Source organism: Pseudomonas sp. Os17 (assembly GCF_001547895.1).
GTDB lineage: Bacteria > Pseudomonadota > Gammaproteobacteria > Pseudomonadales > Pseudomonadaceae > Aquipseudomonas.
In genome coordinates, this window is record NZ_AP014627.1 from 2,040,668 (window position 1) to 2,062,254 (window position 21,587).

Here is a 21,587-nt window from a genome sequence, read left to right on the forward strand (position 1 = left end):
GTACCGGGGGCGGGCCGCAAGGCACCGCCCCCGGTCATTATCGGGACCTGAAATTCATGGCATTTGTAGCGCAGATCAAGATTCCCGCCACCTACATGCGTGGCGGCACCAGCAAGGGCGTGTTCTTCAACCTCAAGGACCTGCCCGAGGCGGCCCAGCTGCCGGGCGCGGCCCGCGATGCCCTGCTGTTGCGGGTGATCGGCAGCCCCGATCCCTATGACAAGCAGATCGACGGCATGGGCGGCGCCACCTCCAGCACCAGCAAGACGGTGATCCTGTCCAAGAGCATCAAGGCCGATCACGACGTCGACTACCTGTTCGGCCAAGTGGCCATCGACAAGGCCTTCGTCGACTGGAGCGGCAACTGCGGCAACCTCTCGGCGGCGGTCGGTTCGTTCGCCATCAGCAGCGGCCTGGTGGACCCGGCGCGCATTCCGCAGAACGGCGTGGCGGTGGTGCGTATCTGGCAGGCCAATATCGGCAAGAGCATCATCGCCCACGTGCCGATCACCAATGGCGAGGTTCAGGAAACCGGTGATTTCGAGCTGGATGGGGTGACCTTTCCGGCGGCCGAAGTGCAACTGGAGTTTCTCGATCCGGCGGCCGAGGAGGAGGGCGCCGGCGGTTCGATGTTCCCCACCGGCAACCTGGTGGACGATCTGGAAGTGCCCGGTGTCGGCACCTTCAAGGCGACCCTGATCAATGCCGGGATTCCAACGATCTTCGTCAACGCGGCGGACATCGGTTATCGCGGCACCGAACTGCAGGGCGACATCAATGGCGACCCCAAGGCCCTGGCGATGTTCGAGACCATCCGCGCCCACGGTGCCCTGCGCATGGGCCTGATTCAGCACCTGGACCAAGCCGCTCAGCGCCAGCACACGCCGAAGGTGGCCTTTGTCGCGCCGCCGGCGGATTACCAGGCCTCCAGCGGCAAGGCGATCAAGGCCGGGGACGTCGACCTGCTGGTGCGCGCCCTGTCCATGGGCAAGCTGCACCACGCGATGATGGGCACCGCCGCGGTCGCCATCGGCACCGCGGCGGCAATTCCGGGGACCCTGGTCAACCTGGCGGCCGGTGGTGGTGCGCGCAGCGCGGTGCGTTTTGGCCACCCTTCGGGCACCTTGCGCGTTGGCGCCGAAGCCACCCGGAACGGCGATGACTGGACCGTGGTCAAGGCCATCATGAGCCGCAGCGCGCGGGTGCTGATGGAAGGCTGGGTGCGAGTGCCTGGCGACAGTTTCTAAGCAGAGTAGTGTCGGTGGTGGTGGGACTTAAGGTGGCGCGGGAGCTTGCTCCCGCTCGGCCGCGTAGCGGTCGTAAGCCCTGAGTTCGCGATTGACCTGTTGCAACGCATGGACCGCCTTTGGGGCGGTTGTGCCACCCAGCGGGAGCAAGCTCCCTCGCCACCACCGCCAAGCGTGACGTTGTTATTGAATCGCTGAGCAGGCGCAGACCTGCGATGCCGTTATTGACCTGTACCCGAGGAATCACCGCTACCCACAACCTTGCAACAGGAGTGAAGCCCTCATGAGCGCCAACGTAGACCTGAACAACCGTCCCGAGTACGACCAGGTCCTGCAGGACATCGCCGACTATGTCCTGACCTATTCCATCGACTCCCAAGAAGCCCTCGACACCGCTCGCAACTGCCTGATGGACACCCTGGGCTGCGGCCTGCTGGCCTTGCGTTTTCCCGAATGCACCAAGCACCTGGGGCCATTCGTCGAAGGCACCGTGGTGCCCTTTGGTGCGCGGGTGCCCGGCACCAGCTACCGCCTCGACCCGGTAAAGGCGGCCTGGGACATCGGCTGCATCGTGCGCTGGCTGGACTACAACGACACCTGGCTGGCGGCCGAGTGGGGGCATCCTTCGGACAACCTCGGCGGGATTCTGGCGGTGGCCGATCACCTGTCGCAAAAGCGCGTGGCCAATGGCGAGGCGCCGCTGACCATGAGCGATGTGCTCAAGGCGATGATCATGGCTCATGAGATTCAGGGCGTGATGGCCCTGGAAAACTCCTTCAACCGCGTCGGGCTCGATCATGTGCTGCTGGTGAAAGTCGCCTCCACCGCCGTCTGCGCCCAACTGATGGGGGCCGATCGCGAGCAACTGCTGGCGGCGCTGTCCCAGGCCTTCGTCGATGGCCAGGCGCTGCGCACCTACCGTCATGCGCCGAATGCCGGTTCACGCAAATCCTGGGCGGCGGGGGATGCAACCAGTCGCGGGGTGCGCCTGGCGGATATCGCCCTGCGCGGCGAGATGGGCATTCCCGGGGTGCTCAGCGCGCCGCAGTGGGGCTTCTATGACGTGCTGTTCAGCCATACCAACAAGGACCTGGCGCTCAAGCCCGAGGGCCAGCGGCAGTTCAAGCTGGCGCAGGAATACGCCAGCTACGTGATGGAAAACGTGCTGTTCAAGATCAGCTTCCCGGCGGAGTTTCATGCGCAGACCGCGTGTGAGGCGGCGGTGATCCTGCATCCGAAAGTGCGCAATCGCCTGCACGAAATCGACCGCATCGTCATCACCACCCATGAGTCGGCGATCCGCATCATTTCCAAGGTCGGGCCGCTGGCCAATGCCGCCGATCGCGATCACTGCCTGCAATACATGACCGCCGTGCCCCTGGCCTTCGGCACCCTGGTGGCCGAGCACTATGAGGACGACTTTCACGCCGCGCACCCGATCATCGACCAGTTGCGCGAGAAGATGCAGATCGTCGAGGACCCGCGTTACACCCGGGAATACCTGGAAGCCGACAAGCGCTCGATCGCCAACGCGATCCAGGTGTTCTTCAAGGACGGCTCCAGCACTGAACAGGTGGCGGTGGAATACCCCATCGGCCACCGGCGCCGCCGCGCCGAAGGCATCCCGCTGCTGGAAGACAAGTTCAAGGCCAACCTGGCCACGCGCTTCACCGCCCAGCGCGCGACGCAGATTTTCCAGCTGTGCAAGGACCCGGCACGGCTGCAGGCGACGCCGGTGCACCGGTTCGTCGACCTGCTGGTGATCTGAGGCCGTTCCCTCTCTTGTAGGAGCGAGCCTGCTCGCGAAGCACGTCAAGGATGACGCGGACTTGCCGGGCGAACGGGGTGCCCTCAGAAGCATCGCGAGCAAGCACGCTCTTACGGATTTTCCTGGGGTTGGGCGGCTGTTTTGGACAGCCATTTATCCAGCGGCAATTTGGTGATGGCGAAGCCGCCGAGCAGGGTCGAGGCATACAGCAGCAGATCGCTGGACAGGCTCAGGCCTTCGTACCAGGCGCCGATGATCACTGCGAACACCGGGAAGATGATGAAGACGAAGGACAGGATCACCGGATTCAGGCGTTTGAGCAGGAAGAAGTACACGATAAACCCGCCCACCGAGGCGACCAGTCCCAGGTACAGCAGGGCGCCCCAGGAGCGGGGGCTGATGGCCGAGTAATCCGGATTTTCCATCCACAGGCCGGCCAGGCACAGCAGCAGGCCGGCGATGCCGATGGGCAGGGCGTTGTAGGTGATGACGCTGATGGCGCTCCCGTGTTTCTTGGTGACGACGTAGCACAAGGCATGCAGCAGCGCCGCGCCGAGAATCGCCAGCACTCCCGAGAGTTCGTTGTGATCGTTGAGCAGGCCCTGGCCGCGGATGATCTGGAACAGGCTGGCAAAGCCGACGGCGATGCCGAGTACCTGCGCCAGGTGGATTTTTTCCCGCAGCAGCAGGGCGGAAAAGATCAGGATGAACACCGGCATGCAGCTGAACAGCAGGGCGGTCAGTCCCGAGGACACGTGCACCTCGCCGTAGTTGAGCAAGGTATAGGGCAGGCTGAAATAGCACAGGGTGACGAACAGCAGGAAACCGCGGCTGCCCTTGGGGAACATCAGCGGCTCGCGGCGCAGCCAGGCAAAGCAGGCAAACAGCGGAAAGGCGATCAAGAAGCGCAGCCCGGCCGCGGTCAGGGGCGGCGTGCTGGCCACGGCCACCTTGATCCCCAGCCAGGTGGTGCCCCAGCTCAGGCAGACAATCAGGAACAGGGTGCAGGTCACCAGGGTGGCGAGCCAGTGGCGCGCAGGCACTTGAGCGGTCGGTGCTGCCGTGGTGGTTGTGGTCACGCTGACACTCCTTTCGTGATCGGTAATTGACACCTATATTGAGCGGGTCATTTCCGGTGATTGAACCTGTAAAGCACGTTATTGGGGTAAATGATGGCTGTCAAAGTAAGTATTGACATGGTGTCAATGTTGCGTTCCGCCTTGCACGAAGGGGCGGGGCCCAAGTACAAGCGCCTGGCCGACGCACTGGATCAGGGCATTGACCAGGGGCTGCTGGCCCCTGGCAGCAAGCTGTTTCCCCATCGGCAGCTGGCCGATCAACTGGGGGTGACCATTGGCACCATCAGTCGCGCCTATGCCGAGCTGGAGCGCATGGGGCAGGTGGTGGCGCGGGTCGGTGATGGCACCTACGTGCGTCAGGACGGCTTGCAGCGTTCGCGCGACGCCGGGTTTCGTCACGTCGGGGACGAGTCGCCCGCGCTGTTCGACATGAGCCGCAATACGCATATTCCCGGGGCGGAGAGCCGTTTGCTCGCTCAGGGCCTGCGGGCGCTGGCGGACGATCCCCAAGGGCTGCTGGAGGTGGCTCGCTACAGCCCGGAGGCCGGGCTGGCGCGCTATCGCGAGGCCGGCGCGAGCTGGCTGACCCAGGAAGGGTTACAGGTCGATGCCTCGCAGGTGATTTGCGTCAACGGCGCCCAGCACGGCTTGCATATCGCCCTGCTGGCGCTGCTCAAGGCCGGGGATACCCTGGCCACCGAGCACCTGACCTATCCGGGCCTGATCAGTACCGCACGGATGCAGGGGATCAAGTTGCTGGGCCTGCCCATGGATGAGCAGGGGCTGCTGCCCGAGGCGCTGGAAGAGGCATGCCGGCATCATCGGCTGGCGGCCCTGTATTGCACGCCGACCTTGCAGAACCCCAGCACCGCGGTGCAGTCCGCGGCGCGCCGGGAGGCGATCGCCGACGTCTGTCGGCGGCACAACCTGTTGATTCTGGAGGACGAAACCCACGCGGTGCTGATGGCCCGGCGGCCGGCGCCGCTGGCGCATTTTGCCCCTGAGCGCACGGTGCTGATCAGCAGCTTGAGCAAGGCAGTGGCCGCGGGGTTGCGGGTCGGTTTCCTGTGCGGGCCGGCGCCGCTGGTGGGACGATTGGCCGCCGCGCTGCGGGCGACCTGCTGGATGGCCACGCCACTCGCCCTGGAGCTGGCTGCCGGTTGGATCGACAACGGTATTGCCGAACGCCTGCGTCAGCAGCAAATGCTCGAGATCACCCGGCGCAAGGGGTTGGTGGCGGGGCTGCTACAGGGGTTGCAATGGCGCAGTCCAGAGGCCTGCCCGCATTTCTGGATCCGCGTTCCCGAGCCCTGGCGGGCCTCGGAGATCGAGGCGCACCTGAAGCAGCAGCACTATCTGGTGGCCACTGCCGAGACATTTGCCGTGGGTCAGGCGGCGGTGCCGCAGTTCATTCGTGCCAGTGTCTGCAACACCACGGCCGATGATCGGAAACTGACCGAGGGCTTTGCTGCCCTGGCGACGGCGTTACGCCAGGAGCGCGGATTGCCGGGGTGGTGACGGGGTGATGGGGGCAAGCCTTGTGGCAGGGACGATTCCTTGCCACATCGGGCGGGCTGAAGCCGTGGCGCGGCCTACTTGAAGCGGCGCTCCACGCCTTTTTCCACGAGGATCTTGGCCGAGATCTCTTCCACCGAGAAATGCGTGGAGTTGATATGGGGAATGTTTTCGCGGCGGAACAGGTTCTCCACTTCGCGCACTTCGAACTCGCACTGGGCGTAGCTGGAGTAGCGGCTGTTGGGCTTGCGCTCGTTGCGGATCGCGGTGAGGCGGTCGGGGTCGATGGTCAGGCCGAACAGCTTGTGCTTGTGGGCGCGCAGGGCATTGGGCAGTTGCAGGCGCTCCATGTCTTCTTCGGTCAGCGGGTAGTTGGCCGCGCGGATGCCGAATTGCATGGCCATGTACAGGCAGGTTGGGGTCTTGCCGCAGCGCGACACGCCCACCAGGATCAGGTCGGCCTTGTCGTAGTAGTGGGTGCGGGCGCCGTCGTCGTTGTCCAGGGCGAAGTTCACCGCCTCGATCCGCTCCATGTAGTTGGAGTTGTGGCCAATGGAATGGGACTTGCCGACGGAGTAGGAGGAGTGCTCGCTGAGCTCCTGTTCCAGGGGCGCGAGGAAGGTCGAGAAGATGTCGATCATGAAACCATTGGAGGTCGCGAGAATCTCACGAATGTCCTGATTGACGATGGTGTCGAAAATGATCGGCCGATGGCCGTCTTTTTCGGCGGCCATATTGATTTGTTGTACCATGGCCCGCGCTTTTTCCATGCTGTCGATGTACGGCCGCGTGAATTTGCTGAAGGTAATGTTTTCGAACTGCGCCAACAGGCTCTGGCCGAGGGTTTCCGCTGTGATACCGGTACCGTCGGAAATAAAGAAAGCAGATCGTTTCATTTGCGGCTTGGGCCTTAAGCTAGTGACGATTCTTGGATATGATAGGCGCGATTTGTCGGCCGGGAATGGCCCGCATTCTCACTTATTTTCCAGGTCCAGGCCATATAGCGGGCAAACGCTCCCCCGAGCAGCCGGCTTCTGAGCTTTTCCAACACAGTTAGTGGAGAGATCACCTTGGTAGAGTACGTAGTTTCCCTCGATAAGCTCGGCAAACACGATGTTGAGCATGTGGGGGGCAAGAACGCATCCCTGGGCGAGATGATCAGCAACCTCGCAGGTGCGGGCGTATCGGTCCCTGGTGGCTTTGCCACGACAGCTCAGGCTTATCGTGATTTTCTTGAGTTGAGCGGTCTGAACGACCAGATCCATGCCGCCCTCGATGCGCTGGATGTCGATGACGTCAACGCCCTGGCCAAGACCGGCGCGCAGATCCGTCAATGGATCATGGAAGCCGAGTTCCCCGAGCGCCTGAACACCGAGATTCGTACCGCCTTCGCCGCGCTGTCGGCCGGCAATCCGGAAATGGCCGTGGCCGTGCGTTCCTCGGCCACCGCCGAAGACTTGCCGGACGCCTCCTTCGCTGGCCAGCAGGAAACCTTCCTCAACATCCGTGGCGTGGACAACGTGATCCGTGCCGCCAAGGAAGTGTTTGCCTCCCTGTTCAACGATCGCGCCATTTCCTACCGCGTACACCAGGGTTTCGACCACAAGCTGGTGGCCCTGTCTGCCGGTGTGCAGCGCATGGTGCGTTCGGAAACCGGCACTGCCGGCGTGATGTTCACCCTCGACACCGAATCGGGCTTCCGTGACGTGGTGTTCATCACCGGTGCCTATGGCCTGGGTGAAACCGTGGTCCAGGGCGCGGTCAACCCGGACGAGTTCTACGTCCACAAGAACACCCTTGAAGCCGGCCGTCCGGCCATCCTGCGCCGCAACCTGGGCAGCAAGGCGATCAAGATGATCTACGGCGACGAGGCCAAGGCCGGTCGCTCGGTGAAGACCGTGGACGTGGACGCGGCCGATCGCGCACGTTTCTGCCTGACCGACGCCGAAGTCAGCGAGCTGGCCAAGCAGGCGATGATCATCGAGAAGCACTACCAGTGCCCGATGGATATCGAGTGGGCCAAAGATGGCGACGACGGCAAGCTGTACATCGTCCAGGCCCGTCCGGAAACCGTGAAGAGCCGTACCCAGGCCAACGTCATGGAACGCTACCTGCTCAAGGAAACCGGCACCGTCCTGGTGGAAGGCCGTGCCATCGGCCAGCGCATCGGCGCCGGCAAGGTGCGGATCATCAAGGACGTTTCCGAGATGGACAAGGTCCAGGCCGGCGACGTGCTGGTTTCCGACATGACCGACCCGGACTGGGAGCCAGTGATGAAGCGCGCCAGCGCCATCGTCACCAACCGTGGCGGTCGTACCTGCCACGCGGCGATCATCGCTCGTGAACTGGGGATTCCGGCGGTAGTGGGTTGTGGCAACGCCACCGAGCTGCTCAAGGATGGCCAGGGCGTGACCGTTTCCTGCGCCGAAGGCGACACCGGCTTGATCTTCGAAGGCGAACTGGGTTTCGACATCAAGCAGAACTCGGTAGACGCCATGCCGGAACTGCCGTTCAAGATCATGATGAACGTCGGCAACCCGGACCGCGCCTTTGACTTCGCCCAGTTGCCGAACGCCGGCGTGGGCCTGGCCCGCCTGGAGTTCATCATCAACCGCATGATCGGCGTGCACCCCAAGGCGCTGCTGAACTACGCCGGGCTGCCGCAAGAGATCAAGGACAGCGTCGACAAGCGTATTGCCGGCTACCATGATCCTGTGGATTTCTACGTCGACAAGCTGGTGGAAGGCATCAGCACCCTGGCTGCGGCGTTCACTCCGAAGAAGGTCATCGTGCGTCTGTCGGACTTCAAGTCCAACGAATACGCCAACCTGATCGGCGGCAAGCTCTACGAGCCGGAAGAAGAGAACCCGATGCTGGGCTTCCGTGGCGCCTCGCGCTACATCAGCGAATCCTTCCGTGACTGCTTCGAACTCGAATGCCGTGCGCTGAAACGCGTGCGCAACGAGATGGGCCTGACCAACGTCGAAATCATGGTGCCGTTCGTGCGCACCTTGGGCGAAGCCAGCCAAGTGGTTGATCTGCTGGCTGAAAATGGCCTCAAGCGCGGCGAAAACGGTCTGCGCGTGATCATGATGTGCGAACTGCCTTCCAACGCCATCCTGGCTGAGGAATTCCTCGAGTACTTCGATGGTTTCTCCATCGGCTCCAACGACCTGACCCAACTGACCCTGGGCCTGGACCGTGACTCGGGGATCATCGCCCACCTGTTCGACGAGCGTAATCCTGCGGTCAAGAAGCTGCTGGCCAATGCCATCGCCGCCTGCAACAAGGCCGGCAAATACATCGGCATCTGCGGCCAGGGACCTTCGGACCACCCGGACCTGGCCAAGTGGCTGATGGAGCAGGGCATTGAAAGCGTCTCGCTGAACCCGGACTCGGTGCTGGAAACCTGGTTCTTCCTGGCCGAAGGTCAGGGCGCGGCGTAATCGGTGAACGAAGAGCCGGTCGCGCTTGGGCGGACCGGCTCTTGAAGATTCAAGCAGGGCGTGCTTCTTCTGGATGCCGCCCTTTTTTGTGCAAGAAGAATATGCAAAGCAGCAGCAACCTATTTCCCGTCGCCTTGATCAGTGCCGAGCGTCGAGGCGACCTCAGCGAAGATGTCTATCGCTTGAAACCCGGCAACAGTCCGGACCCTTCGGTCGAACTGGCCGTGACCCGCCTGGGGCTGGCGGATGAGCCGCAAGCCCGGGGCGTGCCTGTGGTTCTGCTCCACGGCAGCTTTTCCAACCGGCGCTTCTGGTATTCGCCCAAGGGCGTGGGCCTTGGCGCCTACCTGGCCCGTGCCGGTTTCGATGTGTGGATTCCCGAGATGCGCGGCCATGGCTTGTCGCGCCGCAATGCCGACTACCGCAAGAACCGGGTGGCCGACTATGCGCGCTACGATCTGCCGGCGATTGCCGCCTTTGTCCGTGAGCAAAGCGCCCAGATTCCCCACTGGATCGGTCATTCCCTGGGGGGCACTACCCTGGCGGCGGCGCTGGGCGGGCAGTACCTGGGCGAGGCGGGGGTGGCTTCGGCGGCGTTTTTCGGAACCCAGATCAGTCGGACCTACTGGCCGTTGAAAATCCCCATGGTGGAATGGGGCGGGCGCCTGCTCATCAAGCGCTTTGCCCAATTGTCCGGTTCTCGGCTCAAGCGCGGGCCGGAAGACGAGCCTATTGGCCTGGCCCTGGAAAGCATGCGCTGGCACGGCCTGTTCGGTCGCTTTGGCGATGCCGACAAGGACTGGTGGGCGGGGCTGGCGCAGGTGACGGTGCCGGTACTGGCGGTCAGTGCCGCCGGGGATCATCAGGATCCGACCTGGGCCTGTCGCAAGTTGTTCGATCAGTTGGCCAGTGAGCAGAAACAATTTATCTGCCTGGGGCGTGAGCTAGGGTTCAGTAGCAATTTCGGCCATGTCGAGATGCTGGTGAGCAAGCCGGCGCAGGCCGAGGTCTGGCCATTGGTGGCGCGCTGGCTCCAGGATCAGCAGACGCCGTTGCTGGCTTCTGCTGGCGAATAGGTGGCTGAGGTTTGAAGCGAGGGCTCTGACAAGGGCATTTCGTTGGATAGCGCTTGCGGCTAAGATATGACGCATTGTGCTGTTCTGGTCACATTCAGTTATTGAGTCGACTTTCCGTTCAGGTGGCATGGCTGCAGATGCGCGACAGGCTGATCTGCTGCTTTGAGGGGCAGGTTAAACCTCGGCTTGCCGGACTCGTATGTCCAGAATGGCCCCCTGAAATGGCCGATACCTTCGATCGTGTTCTTTCTGCTACAGGAGTTTCTCGATGAATCATTACCTCACTCCCGACCTGTGCGACGCCTATCCGGACCTGGTGCAGGTGGTTGAACCCATGTTCAGCAACTTCGGCGGTCGCGATTCCTTTGGTGGTGAAATCGTCACCATCAAGTGCTTCGAGGACAACTCGCTGGTCAAGGAGCAAGTGGAGCTCAAGGGACACGGCAAGGTGCTGGTGGTCGATGGCGGCGGTTCCCTGCGCCGTGCGCTGCTGGGAGACATGCTGGCCGAGAAGGCGGTGAAAAATGGCTGGGAAGGCCTGGTGATCTACGGGTGCATCCGTGATGTGGATGTCATCGCCCAGACCGATCTCGGGGTTCAGGCCCTGGCCAGTCATCCGATGAAGACTGACAAGCGCGGCATCGGCGATCTCAATGTGGCAGTGACCTTTGCCGGTGTGACTTTCCGTCCGGGTGAATATGTCTACGCCGACAACAACGGCGTGATCGTCTCGCCAAGCCCACTGAAGATGCCTGAATAAACCATTGGCCTGACAAGGGATGAGGATGTTCGAGGAAGACAACGCGCAATGGGGGCTGGTGCATGCCCTGGTGCTGGATGGTGAAGGTGGTGCGCGTTCGATAGCCCGGACTGAGCTCGACGATCTGCAGCTGCAGGCCCATGAAAGCCTGTGGCTGCACTGGGATCGCAGTCATCCGCAAACCCAGACCTGGCTGCGCCGCTCCAGCGGCCTGAGCGAATTCAGCTGTGATCTGCTGCTGGAGGAAAATACCCGGCCGCGCCTGCTGTCCTTGCCCGACTCGGAGTTGCTGCTGTTCTTGCGCGGCATCAATCTCAATCCGGGGGCCGAGCCTGAGGATATGGTGTCGGTGCGGATCTTCGCCTCTTCCAAGCGGGTGATTTCCCTGCGTCTGCGGCCTTTGCGCGCCACTGACGAGCTTTTGCTGCAACTGACCGAAGGCAAGGGGCCGAAAACCGCTGCCGAACTGCTCCTTTATATGGCCGAGTATCTGACCCATAAAGTGCAGCATCTGGTCAGCGACTTGTCTGAAGTGGTCGATGTCGAAGAAGAAAAACTGGATGCCGACGAACGGTATACCCCGGAGCACGGCAGCATTTTGCAGATCCGACGCCGGGCTGCCGGGCTGAAGCGGTTTCTGGCTCCGCAACGGGATATTTTTGCCCAGTTGAGTCGGATAAAACTGCCCTGGTTTGCCGTCGACGATGGTGACTACTGGAATGAGTTGCACAACAGCCTGACCCGCTACCTGGAAGAGCTGGAACTGACCCGAGAGCGCGTGGGGCTTGTGCTGGAGGCCGAAGACCGGCGCTTGAGCGTGCGCATGAACCGCACCATGTACCGCTTCGGGATCATCACCGGGATCTTCCTGCCCATGAGTTTTCTCACCGGTCTTCTGGGGATCAACGTCGGCGGGATTCCGTTCTCCGCGAGCCCCTATGGATTCATCATCGCCTGCCTGCTGCTGGTGGCGGTGGCCCTCGGACAATGGTGGTTGTTCCGCCGTTTGCGCTGGGTGTGATGATGCGTCATGTGACCCGAATAAAACTGACCGCGTCTTTTCCAGACATCACCAGAGGTGCGTATGCACGATCCGTTTGAACAGTCTTTGCGTGACATGCTCAAAGCCTCGCCATCGAGCCGCGATGATGACGCCTGCCTGGGCCGCGTACTGAAAACCGCCAACCGCCAGGTGGGGGCGGGGGATCTGTTCAGCTTGCTGGGCCGCTGGCTGCCGGCGCTGATGATCGCCTTGAATAATGGATCGGCCCATATCGCGCCGGTATCCCGTCGTAAACCTTCTGCTCGCACTGCTGATAAGGCTGATTGAATATGGAACTTGATCTCTGGACGCAGAGCCTCGTCACGGCGATGACTGCCTTGTGGACCAAGGTGGCGAACTTCATTCCGAACCTGTTCGGCGCGTTGGTGGTGCTGTTGCTGGGCTTCGTGGTGGCCAAGCTGCTGGACACCCTGCTGTCGAAATTGCTGGCCAAGCTGGGTCTGGACCGTCTGATGGGCGGTACCGGCTTGACCAAATTGCTGTCCCGCGCGGGACTGCAGGTGCCGATCTCCACCTTGATCGGCAAGATTGTCTACTGGTTCGTCCTGCTTATATTTCTGGTATCTGCTGCTGAATCCCTGGGCCTTGAGCGAGTTTCGGCTACGCTCGACATGCTTGCGCTGTATTTGCCGAAGGTTTTCGGTGCTGCGCTGGTGCTGTTGGTGGGGGTTCTGTTGGCGCAACTGGCCAACGGCCTGGTGCGCGGAGCAGCGGAAGGCGTAGGTCTGGATTACGCCAGTGGCCTGGGGCGCATTGCCCAGGGGCTGGTGATCATCATCAGTATTTCCGTGGCGATCAGTCAGTTGGAGGTCAAAACCGACCTGCTCAACCATGTGATCGTCATCGTATTGATTACCGTTGGTCTGGCCGTTGCGCTGGCCATGGGGTTGGGAAGCCGGGAAATTGCCGGGCAGATTCTTGCGGGAATCTATGTGCGTGAGTTGTACCAGGTTGGGCAACAAGTACGTGTTGGTGAGGTCGAAGGCCAGATCGAAGAGATTGGCACGGTTAAAACTACATTGCTGACCGAGGAGGGTGAGCTAGTCTCTCTGTCCAATCGGATCCTGCTGGAGCAGCATGTAAGTAGCCGCTAACCCGGCAAACCCTGCTAATGTATGCCGCCGCAAAATGCCCTCACCGGGCAGCGGCGGACATTGACCTGACTGTCGGCACGACTCGTTTTGAATAAAACCCAATCGCTATCCACGCGCTATGACCCCCGTGAGCTCTCTGATGAGGAGTTGGTTGCGCGCTCACATACGGAGCTGTTTCACGTAACACGCGCCTATGAAGAGTTGATGCGACGCTATCAGAGGACCCTATTTAATGTTTGTGCACGTTATCTGGGGAACGATCGGGATGCGGATGATGTCTGTCAGGAAGTGATGTTGAAGGTGCTGTATGGCCTTAAGAACTTTGAGGGTAAATCGAAGTTCAAGACATGGCTATATAGCATCACGTACAACGAATGCATCACGCAGTATCGCAAGGAGCGGCGCAAGCGTCGGTTGATGGACGCTTTAAGTCTTGACCCCCTCGAGGAGGCCTCTGAAGAGAAGGCGCCAAAACCAGAGGAAAAGGGCGGACTTGACCGCTGGTTGGTGCATGTGAACCCGATTGACCGGGAAATTCTGGTGCTACGATTTGTCGCAGAGCTGGAGTTCCAGGAGATCGCAGACATCATGCACATGGGGTTGAGTGCTACAAAAATGCGTTACAAACGTGCTCTTGATAAATTGCGTGAGAAATTTGCAGGCATTGCTGAAACTTAGTTCGGCGCAAATATCTCTTACGTCTAGGTGAGTTCTGATAGACTTACCGCCGAGTTGTCCCCCGGTATGTGGGACTGCTTTACAATCACCAGATGGGGATTTAACGGATGAAACTGAAAAACACCTTGGGCATTGCCATTGGTTCTATTGTTGCCGTGACTTCGTTCGGCGTTCTGGCGCAAGGCCAAGGCGCGGTCGAGGGTGAACTGTTTTACAAAAAACAGTACAACGACAGCGTTAATCACGTTGAAGACGGCTTCAACCCAGGCGCATCGATCGGTTACTTCCTGACCGACGACCTGTCGTTGAACGCTACCTACGACAAGACCAACCACACCCGTTCTAACGACGGTACTGGTAACCAGAAGATCAAAGGCGACAACTTCGGCCTGAACGCTCAGTACCACTTTGGTACCGTGGGTGACGCTCTGCGTCCATACGTTTCCGGCGGTGTTGCTCACAAGAGCATGACCAACGTGATCGCTGACGGTCACAGCGGCCGCGACCAGTCGACTTTCCTGACTGCAGGCGCTGGTGTTAAGTACTACTTCACCGACAACCTGTTCGCTCGTGCCGGCGTTGAAGCTGACTACAAGCTGGACAACGGCAAGTGGGACTACGCTCCTACTATCGGCCTGGGTGTGAACTTCGGTGGCAGCGGCGGCAAAGTTGCTCCAGCTCCTGCTCCAGCACCGGCTCCAGCTCCAGAACCAGCTCCAGAAGCTCCAGTTGCTGAAGTTGTTCGTGTTGAGCTGGACGTGAAGTTCGACTTCGACAAGTCGGTCGTCAAGCCTAACAGCTACGCTGACATCAAGAACCTCGCTGACTTCATGAAGCAGTACCCACAGACCACCACCGTTGTTGAAGGTCACACTGACTCCGTCGGTCCTGACGCTTACAACCAGAAGCTGTCTGAGCGTCGTGCAAACGCCGTTAAACAAGTTCTGGTCAACCAGTACGGCGTTGGCGCTAACCGCGTTCAATCCGTTGGTTACGGTGAGTCCCGCCCAGTTGCCGACAACGCAACTGAAGCTGGTCGCGCTATCAACCGTCGCGTAGAAGCCTCGGTTGAAGCTCAAGCTAAGTAATTAGCCTTGTAGCTTGGAAAAACCCGGCCTAGGCCGGGTTTTTCTTTGCCTGCGATTTGTCCGGCCAGAGCCTCGACTCAGGCTTGGCCGACGCAGACTTCAAGGGCGGACGCCGTGGCCGCCACAGCCCCAATCACCAGGATCGCCGGGCTTTTGAGCGCAAAGCGCTGGGCGTCCCGTTCCATCCCCGCCAGATCGCTGCGACATTCCCGCTGTTCAGGCAGCGAGGCGTTTTCAATCATCGCCACCGGCGTATCGGCCGCCAGGCCGCCTTCACGCAATTGCTCGGCAATCTCCGCCAGCTTGGCCACGCCCATGTAGATCACCAAGGTCGTGCCGCCTTGCGCCAGGGCCTGCCAGTTCAGGCGGCTGTCATCCTGGGTGTGCGCGGTGACCAGGGTCACTCCCCGGGCGACGCCGCGCAGGGTCAGGGGAATCTCGCAGCGCGTGGCGCCCGCCAGCCCAGCGGTGATGCCATTGACCAGTTCCACCTCGATGCCCCGTTCCCTGAGCCACTGGGCTTCTTCGCCGCCGCGACCAAAGATGCACGGATCGCCGCCCTTGAGGCGCACCACGCAGCGCCCTTGCCGGGCATAGCGCAGCATCAGGCGATGAATGAAGGCTTGCGGGGTAGAGCGGCATCCTCCCCGTTTGCCGACGGCAATGACCCGTGCCCCGGGGCAGTGCGCCAGCACAGCGTGGTTCACCAGATCATCGATCAGCACCACCTCGGCCTCGCCAAGGGCACGCACCGCCTTGAGGGTCAACAGCTCCGGATCACCCGGTCCTGCGCCAACCAGCCAGACTTTTGCACTCATATTCACTCCTCACCCAGGGACGCTGGCAGGTTGCACTGCCGCCGCCAGCAGGCGCTTGATCTCCGGCACGCAGGAGCCACATTGGCTACCGCAACCCAATTGCTGTTTCAGTTGTTCAAGGTTCAAGCCTTCAGCGACACCGGCACAGACCGCCCGATAACCAACGTTCTTGCAGTTGCACAGGGTCCGTTCCCCTGTCCCGCCCAGGCCGCCGGCTTCCGGCGGGGCGCTCATCGGCGCCAGCAGCCAGCGGCGCAGTTGCTCATCGGCGCGGCCTTCGAGCCACAACTGCTGCAACCAGTGCTGGGCCAGGGTTTCCCCGGCCAGTCGGATCGCGGTGATCCGTCCTTGTTCGATACGCACGCGCTTGCCGATGGCTCGGCGCGGATCGTCGTAGGCCAGGACCGGCCCACCTTCCAGCCCCAACTGCTGGTCGATCAGCTTGAGCAATGCCGGCTGCGGCGCCTCCTGGTGGGCGGCGCGGATCACCAGGGCCGGACGCTCGCGACCGCTCAGGCTGAAGCTGACATAGGCAAAGGCTTCGCACAGGGGTCGCAGAACCTTGAAGTGGGCCTGTACCCCGCCTTCGATCAGGGCGAACAACTGCCAGGGCAACTGCACCGGTTCCAGGCGCACGCCGCTGTGCTTGAGCTCCGGCTGTTTTGACAGGGGATCGAAGGCCGGTTGAGTCACGGCGTTGACCCCGCCCTTGAGGAAGCGATCGCCCCAGTGCATCGGCAGGAACGCCTGGCCGGGGCGCACGCCGTCATCACTGGCGACGGCGACAATCACAGCGCCACGCCGACTTTTCAGGCTCACCAGATCGCCCTCGCGCAAGCGTTGCCGGCGCAACTCGTCCGGGTGCAGGCTCAGCAGCGCCTCGCTGACGTGGCCAAACAGTTGCGCCGCAGTGCCGGTGCGACTCATGCCGTGCCACTGGTCCCGCAGCCGGCCGGTGATCAGGGTCAGAGGGAAACGCGCGTCTCGCTGTTCCTTGGCGGCCACATAGGGATCGGCGATAAAGCGTGCACGGCCAGAGGCGGTGGGAAACACGCCGTCGCCATACAAGCGTGGCGTGCCCTGTGTCGCACCGGCGGGAAAGGGCCATTGCTGCGGGCCGAGGCGGTCGATCAGGTGGTGACTGAGGCCGGACAGATCCAGATCGCGGCCCTGAGTCAGGCCTTTGTACTCATCGAACAGCTGGGCCGCGCAATTGAAGTCAAACAGGCTCGGCTGGCCGGGACGCAGGCGGCGCTCCAGGCGTTGGGCGAAGTCCAGGGTAATGGCCCAGTCGGGCCGCGCCTCGCCGGGCGCGGGCACCGCCTGGCGCACGTGAGAAACCCGGCGTTCCGAGTTGGTCACCGTGCCTTCTTTCTCCCCCCAGCTGGCAGCGGGCAGCAGCAGGTCGGCAAAGGCCGCGGTTTCCGTGGTGGCAAAAGCTTCCTGCAGGACCACGAAAGGGCAGGCTTGCAGCGCCGCTCGCACCGTATTCTGGTCCGGTAGCGACTGCGCCGGGTTGGTGCAGGCGATCCACAGGGCCTTGATCCGCCCACTGCGCAATTGTTCAAACAACTCGATGGCGCTCAACCCGGGGCGTGCGGGCAACTGCTCCACGCCCCAGTAGGCGGCGACTTCTGCGCGATGCTCGGGATCGGTGGCCTCCCGGTGCCCGGGGAGCAGGTTGCTCAGGCTGCCGGTTTCGCGCCCGCCCATGGCATTGGGCTGACCGGTGAGGGAGAAGGGGCCGGCGCCGGGGCGGCCGATCTGCCCGGTGGCCAGGTGCAGATTGATCAGCGCGCTGTTTTTTGCGCTGCCGGCGCTGGACTGATTCAAACCCATGCACCACAGGGACAGAAAACTCGTCGCGTTGCCGATCCATTGCGCGCATTGCTGCAATTGTTCGACGCTGATCCCGCACAGCTGCGCCACCATCGGCGGGGTGTAGTCGCGGACCAGGGCCTTGAGCTCGGCCAGGCCCTCGGTGTGCTCGCGGATGAAGTCGCGGTCGATCCAGTCTTCCCACAGCAGTAAATGGAGGAGGCCGTGGAACAGGGCCACGTCGGTGCCGGGCAGGATCGCCAGGTGCAGGTCGGCCAGGTCGCAGGTATCGGTGCGACGCGGGTCGATCACCAGCACTTTCATCTGCGGGCGCCGGCTTTTGGCCTGTTCCAGGCGTCGGAACAGCACCGGATGGGCGTAGGCCATGTTGCTGCCGACGATCATCACGCAATCGCTCAGTTCCAGGTCCTCATAGCTGCAGGGCGGTGCATCGGCCCCCAGGCTGCGCTTGTAGCCCACCACCGCCGAGGACATGCACAGCCGCGAATTGCTGTCGATGTTGTTGGTGCCCACCAGGGCCCGGGCCAGCTTGTTGAAGGCGTAGTAGTCCTCGGTCAGCAACTGCCCGGAGATGTAGAACGCCACGCTGTCCGGGCCGTGCTCGGCGATGGTTTGGGCAAATACCCCGGCGGCATGTTCCAGGGCGCTGTCCCAGTCACAGCGGCTGCGGGCCAGATCCTTGCCCAGGCGCAGCTCCGGGTACAGGGCGCGGGCACCGGGGTCGCCGGTCAGGTGCAGGCTGGCGCCCTTGCTGCACAGCTTGCCGAAGTTGGCCGGGTGCGTCGGATCGCCGCTGACTCCGAGGATCTGCCGGCCGTCATGCTCGATCAGCACGCCGCAGCCGACTCCGCAGTAGCAACAGGTCGAGGCCGTGCTCTGGCGCGACATCACCCGGCATCCCGCAGGATCAGTTGCACCCGGCCAGCTTCCACCCGTGCCTGATGCCGGTGGGCACAACCGATGTCCGGTGCCTGGGCCTCGCCGGACTCCAGGTCGATCTGCCAGTTGTGCAGGGGGCAGGCCACGCGCTTGCCGTAGATCAGCCCCTGGGACAGCGGGCCGCCCTTGTGCGGACAGCGATCGTCCAGGGCGAAGACCTGATCGTCGCCGGTACGAAAAATCGCGATATCGCCCCGGGGCCCCTTGATCACGCGTGAGCCCAGGGCATTGATCTCTTCCAGGGCGCAGATATCCAGCCAGTTCATGCCGGCACCTCCAGTTGTTTCACGGGGATCGATTCGTACTCTTTTTTCAGCTGCGGCTCGGCCAGGCGCTGTTGCCATGGGTCCTGCTCGAAGGACAGGGCGAACTGCAAGCGCTCGTTCAGTGCCTTGCGCCGCTCGGGGTCCTCCAGCACGGCCTTTTTCACGTGCTCCATGCCGACCCGTTGCAGGTAGTGCACGGTGCGTTCGAGGTAGAAGGCTTCTTCGCGGTACAGCTGGAGGAACGCGCCGTTGTACTCGCGCACCTCTTCGGCGGTCTTGAGCTTGACGAAAAACTGCGCCACCTCGGTCTTGATCCCGCCGTTGCCGCCGATGTACATCTCCCAGCCGGAATCGACGCCGATGATCCCGACGTCCTTGATCCCGGCTTCCGAGCAGTTGCGCGGGCAGCCGGACACCGCCAGCTTGACCTTGTGCGGCGACCACATGTTGAACAGGTCGTGCTCCAGCTCGATGCCCAGCTGGGTGGAGTTCTGCGTGCCGAAGCGGCAGAACTCGCTGCCGACGCAGGTCTTCACGGTGCGGATGGACTTGCCATAGGCGTGGCCGGACGGCATGTCCAGGTCCTTCCAGACCCCGGGCAAGTCCTCCTTGCGAATGCCCAGCAGGTCGATGCGCTGGCCGCCGGTGACCTTGACCATGGGCACCTGGTACTTGTCGGCCACGTCGGCGATGCGCCGCAGTTCGGAGGGATTGGTCACCCCGCCCCACATCCGCGGCACCACCGAATAGGTGCCGTCCTTCTGGATATTGGCGTGGGCCCGTTCGTTGATCAGCCGCGATTGCGGATCGTCCCGGGCTTCCCCCGGCCAGGTGGAAATCAGGTAGTAGTTCAGCGCCGGGCGGCAAGTGGCGCAGCCGTTGGCGGTGCGCCAGTTGAGGTAGCTCATGGTGCTGGCGATGGTCAGCAGGTGCTGCTCGCGGATCGCCTGGCGGATCTGCCCGTGGTTCAGGTCGCTGCAGGCGCAGATGGCTTTTTCGCTTTTCGGCTTGACGTCCGCCGCGCCGCCCACGGTATTGATCAGGATCTGTTCCACCAGGCCGGCACAGGAGCCGCAGGAGCTGGCGGCCTTGGTGTGTTTCTTGACCTCGTCGACGCTGAACAGCCCCTGTTCCTGGATGGCCTTGACGATGGTGCCCTTGCACACCCCGTTGCAGCCGCAGACTTCGGCGCTGTCGGTCATGCTCATGGCCTTGTCCTGGCCCTGATGGCCGACATCGCCCAGCGCCTGCTCGCCGAACATCAGGTGATCGCGGATTTCGCCGATGGCGTGCTGCTCGCGGATCTGCCGGAAGTACCAGCCGCCGTCCGCGGTGTCGCCATACAGGCAGGCGCCCACCAGCACGTCGTCCTTGATCACCAGCTTCTTGTACACCCCGCCAATGGGGTCGGCGAGGGTGATTGTTTCGGTGCCGTCGCCGCCCATGAAATCCCCGGCGGAAAACAGATCGATGCCGGTGACCTTCAACTTGGTCGAGGTCACCGAGCCCTGGTAGCGGGCGAAGCCCAGCTGGGCCAGGTGATTGGCGCAGACCTTGGCCTGTTCGAACAGCGGCGCCACCAGGCCGTAGGCGATGCCGCGGTGGCTGGCGCACTCGCCGAGGGCGTAGATGCGCGGGTCGAAGGTTTGCAGGGTGTCGTTGACCAGGATCCCGCGGTTGCACGGCAGGCCGGCCCGTTCCGCCAGCTCGGTGTTGGGGCGGATCCCGGCAGCCATCACCACCAGGTCGGCGGGGATGATGTCGCCATTGTTGAACTGCACCGACCCGACCCGGCCGTTGCCGGCATCGATCAGCGCCTGGGTCTGCTCGCTCAGGCGGAATTTCAGGCCTCGGCTTTCCAGGGCGCTCTGCAGCAACTGGCCGCTGGTCTGGTCCAGTTGCCGCTCCAGCAGCCACTGGCCAATGTGCACCACGGTCACGTCCATGCCCCGCAGCTTGAGGCCGTTGGCGGCTTCCAGGCCCAGCAGGCCGCCGCCGATCACCACCGCGTGCTGGTGGGTCCTGGCGGCGTCGATCATGGCCTGGGTGTCGGCGATATCGCGGTAGCCGATCACGCCCTGCAGGTCCTTGCCGGGAATCGGCAGGATAAAGGGCGTGGAACCGGTGGCGATCAGCAGGCGATCGTACTCGGCTTGGCTGCCGTCGTCGGCGATCACCCGGCGCTTGATCCGGTCGATTTCCACCACCTTGCGATTGAGCAGCAGCTTGATGTTGTGCTCCAGGTACCAGTCCAGGTCGTTGAGGACGATGTCCTCGAACGTCTGCTCGCCAGCCAGCACCGGTGACAGCAGGATGCGGTTGTAATTGGTGTGGGGCTCGGCGCCGAACACGGTGATGTCGTACAACTCGTCGCTCAGCTTGAGCAGTTCTTCCAGGGTGCGGACCCCGGCCATGCCGTTGCCGATCATCACCAGTTTGAGTTTTTTCATGGGCTTCTCCGGGGCCAGGCAGGTTCAGTGGGGCCTGGCTCGACAAACTGCGCGCAAACAAAAAAGGCGTCCCGTCAGTGGCCTGACGAGGACGCCTTTGTCCGATCCCGTTCTCTCGGGAAGCCGGCCTTCGTCGTTGAAGGCCAGGCTTGATGTCTGTTGCCTGATGTCATGCAGCGCTTGTGCCAGGTTGTCGAGGGCGCGGTTTTATCGGGCCCTGGTGACGATTCTGTGCCGACCGAGTCCGGCTGGCGCACCGAATCGAGGCGTCACGCCCTCTTTCGGCTCTTTGCGGCGGCTGTTGGGTGGGGGATCGCCAGGCAAGTCCTGCGGAGCTTTTCGCAGCCTCGCTTTGGCTCGACAGCGGCTACACCAGCTGCCAATGCTGAAGGGGTTTGGGTAGTTTCGCAGCCTCGCTTTGGCTCGACAGCGGCTACACCAGCTGCCAATGCTGAAGGGGT

Annotated in this window: 17 protein-coding genes; 11 read left to right on the plus strand and 6 right to left on the minus strand. The window is 62.4% G+C overall.

Annotated elements, in window-relative coordinates:
- Positions 1-56 precede the first annotated feature (56 nt).
- Together prpF and prpD are read left to right on the plus strand one after the other, a co-directional pair.
- The gene (gene prpF / locus POS17_RS09265) at positions 57-1,247 is read left to right on the plus strand and encodes a 2-methylaconitate cis-trans isomerase PrpF (RefSeq protein WP_060838282.1); all 1,191 of its coding nucleotides are present in this window, start codon (positions 57-59) and stop codon (positions 1,245-1,247) included.
- A gap of 283 nt (positions 1,248-1,530) precedes the next feature.
- Positions 1,531-3,015, plus strand: a complete 1,485-nt coding sequence (prpD, locus tag POS17_RS09270) for a 2-methylcitrate dehydratase (RefSeq protein WP_060838283.1) — start codon at positions 1,531-1,533, stop codon at positions 3,013-3,015.
- Positions 3,016-3,125: 110 nt separating this feature from the next.
- Here prpD and POS17_RS09275 read toward each other — a convergent pair whose 3' ends face one another.
- Positions 3,126-4,094: a DMT family transporter gene (locus POS17_RS09275; protein ID WP_060838284.1), complete on the minus strand. Its 969-nt coding sequence runs from the start codon at positions 4,092-4,094 to the stop codon at positions 3,126-3,128.
- 93 nt (positions 4,095-4,187) lie between these two features.
- Between POS17_RS09275 and POS17_RS09280 the strand changes: the two genes are divergently transcribed.
- Positions 4,188-5,612 carry an aminotransferase-like domain-containing protein gene (locus POS17_RS09280; RefSeq protein WP_060841905.1) on the plus strand — a complete coding sequence of 475 codons (1,425 nt, stop codon included), beginning with the start codon at positions 4,188-4,190 and terminating at the stop codon, positions 5,610-5,612.
- 74 nt (positions 5,613-5,686) lie between these two features.
- Here the strand turns inward: POS17_RS09280 and ppsR are convergent, their stop codons facing one another.
- Positions 5,687-6,505, minus strand: a complete 819-nt coding sequence (gene ppsR, locus POS17_RS09285; protein ID WP_016964354.1) for a posphoenolpyruvate synthetase regulatory kinase/phosphorylase PpsR — start codon at positions 6,503-6,505, stop codon at positions 5,687-5,689.
- A 174-nt stretch (positions 6,506-6,679) separates the two neighbouring features.
- Here ppsR and ppsA point away from each other — a divergent pair, with 174 nt between their 5' ends.
- From ppsA to POS17_RS09325, 8 genes are all read left to right on the plus strand, one after another.
- Positions 6,680-9,055 (plus strand): phosphoenolpyruvate synthase, encoded by a 2,376-nt coding sequence (ppsA, locus tag POS17_RS09290; RefSeq protein ID WP_060838285.1) that lies wholly within the window; start codon positions 6,680-6,682, stop codon positions 9,053-9,055.
- 101 nt (positions 9,056-9,156) lie between these two features.
- Positions 9,157-10,131 carry an alpha/beta fold hydrolase gene (locus POS17_RS09295; RefSeq protein ID WP_060838286.1) on the plus strand — a complete coding sequence of 325 codons (975 nt, stop codon included), beginning with the start codon at positions 9,157-9,159 and terminating at the stop codon, positions 10,129-10,131.
- Between the two features lie 268 nt (positions 10,132-10,399).
- The gene (rraA, locus tag POS17_RS09300; RefSeq protein ID WP_060838287.1) at positions 10,400-10,891 is read left to right on the plus strand and encodes a ribonuclease E activity regulator RraA; all 492 of its coding nucleotides are present in this window, start codon (positions 10,400-10,402) and stop codon (positions 10,889-10,891) included.
- 25 nt (positions 10,892-10,916) lie between these two features.
- Positions 10,917-11,912 carry a zinc transporter ZntB gene (locus POS17_RS09305; protein ID WP_060838288.1) on the plus strand — a complete coding sequence of 332 codons (996 nt, stop codon included), beginning with the start codon at positions 10,917-10,919 and terminating at the stop codon, positions 11,910-11,912.
- Between the two features lie 63 nt (positions 11,913-11,975).
- Entirely contained in the window at positions 11,976-12,221 is a 246-nt protein-coding gene (locus POS17_RS09310; RefSeq protein WP_060838289.1) for a hypothetical protein, read from the plus strand.
- Positions 12,222-12,223: 2 nt separating this feature from the next.
- Positions 12,224-13,048: a mechanosensitive ion channel family protein gene (locus tag POS17_RS09315; protein WP_016964357.1), complete on the plus strand. Its 825-nt coding sequence runs from the start codon at positions 12,224-12,226 to the stop codon at positions 13,046-13,048.
- 87 nt (positions 13,049-13,135) lie between these two features.
- Entirely contained in the window at positions 13,136-13,726 is a 591-nt protein-coding gene (gene sigX, locus POS17_RS09320) for an RNA polymerase sigma factor SigX (RefSeq protein WP_011060195.1), read from the plus strand.
- 107 nt (positions 13,727-13,833) lie between these two features.
- Positions 13,834-14,814 (plus strand): OmpA family protein, encoded by a 981-nt coding sequence (locus POS17_RS09325; RefSeq protein WP_060838290.1) that lies wholly within the window; start codon positions 13,834-13,836, stop codon positions 14,812-14,814.
- A gap of 77 nt (positions 14,815-14,891) precedes the next feature.
- Here the strand turns inward: POS17_RS09325 and cobA are convergent, their stop codons facing one another.
- From cobA to nirB, 4 genes are read right to left on the minus strand one after another with little or no spacing between them, the layout of a single operon-like run.
- Complete coding sequence (cobA, locus tag POS17_RS09330) at positions 14,892-15,632, minus strand: uroporphyrinogen-III C-methyltransferase (protein ID WP_060838291.1); 741 nt, start codon at positions 15,630-15,632, stop codon at positions 14,892-14,894.
- 9 nt (positions 15,633-15,641) lie between these two features.
- Entirely contained in the window at positions 15,642-18,359 is a 2,718-nt protein-coding gene (locus POS17_RS09335) for a nitrate reductase (RefSeq protein ID WP_060838292.1), read from the minus strand.
- Complete coding sequence (gene nirD / locus POS17_RS09340) at positions 18,359-18,676, minus strand: nitrite reductase small subunit NirD (RefSeq protein WP_060838293.1); 318 nt, start codon at positions 18,674-18,676, stop codon at positions 18,359-18,361. Before nirD ends, POS17_RS09335 begins: the two co-directional genes overlap by 1 nt.
- A complete protein-coding gene (gene nirB, locus POS17_RS09345; RefSeq protein WP_060838294.1) occupies positions 18,673-21,126 on the minus strand; it encodes a nitrite reductase large subunit NirB in 2,454 nt (817 codons plus the stop codon). The genes nirD and nirB overlap by 4 nt, the downstream gene beginning before the upstream one ends.
- Between the last annotated feature and the right edge of the window lie 461 nt (positions 21,127-21,587).

What these genes read in the sequence shown, in the direction of transcription:
- prpF (WP_060838282.1), top strand. Translation starts at nt 57, where the DNA reads ATGGCATTTGTAGCGCAGATCAAGATTCCCGCCACCTACATGCGTGGC.
- POS17_RS09305 (WP_060838288.1), top strand. Translation starts at nt 10,917, where the DNA reads ATGTTCGAGGAAGACAACGCGCAATGGGGGCTGGTGCATGCCCTGGTG.
- cobA (WP_060838291.1), bottom strand. Translation starts at nt 15,632, where the DNA reads ATGAGTGCAAAAGTCTGGCTGGTTGGCGCAGGACCGGGTGATCCGGAG.
- POS17_RS09325 (WP_060838290.1), top strand. Translation starts at nt 13,834, where the DNA reads ATGAAACTGAAAAACACCTTGGGCATTGCCATTGGTTCTATTGTTGCC.
- rraA (WP_060838287.1), top strand. Translation starts at nt 10,400, where the DNA reads ATGAATCATTACCTCACTCCCGACCTGTGCGACGCCTATCCGGACCTG.
- nirB (WP_060838294.1), bottom strand. Translation starts at nt 21,126, where the DNA reads ATGAAAAAACTCAAACTGGTGATGATCGGCAACGGCATGGCCGGGGTC.
- ppsR (WP_016964354.1), bottom strand. Translation starts at nt 6,505, where the DNA reads ATGAAACGATCTGCTTTCTTTATTTCCGACGGTACCGGTATCACAGCG.
- POS17_RS09315 (WP_016964357.1), top strand. Translation starts at nt 12,224, where the DNA reads ATGGAACTTGATCTCTGGACGCAGAGCCTCGTCACGGCGATGACTGCC.
- POS17_RS09310 (WP_060838289.1), top strand. Translation starts at nt 11,976, where the DNA reads ATGCACGATCCGTTTGAACAGTCTTTGCGTGACATGCTCAAAGCCTCG.
- POS17_RS09295 (WP_060838286.1), top strand. Translation starts at nt 9,157, where the DNA reads ATGCAAAGCAGCAGCAACCTATTTCCCGTCGCCTTGATCAGTGCCGAG.
- prpD (WP_060838283.1), top strand. Translation starts at nt 1,531, where the DNA reads ATGAGCGCCAACGTAGACCTGAACAACCGTCCCGAGTACGACCAGGTC.
- POS17_RS09280 (WP_060841905.1), top strand. Translation starts at nt 4,188, where the DNA reads ATGGCTGTCAAAGTAAGTATTGACATGGTGTCAATGTTGCGTTCCGCC.
- nirD (WP_060838293.1), bottom strand. Translation starts at nt 18,676, where the DNA reads ATGAACTGGCTGGATATCTGCGCCCTGGAAGAGATCAATGCCCTGGGC.
- POS17_RS09335 (WP_060838292.1), bottom strand. Translation starts at nt 18,359, where the DNA reads ATGTCGCGCCAGAGCACGGCCTCGACCTGTTGCTACTGCGGAGTCGGC.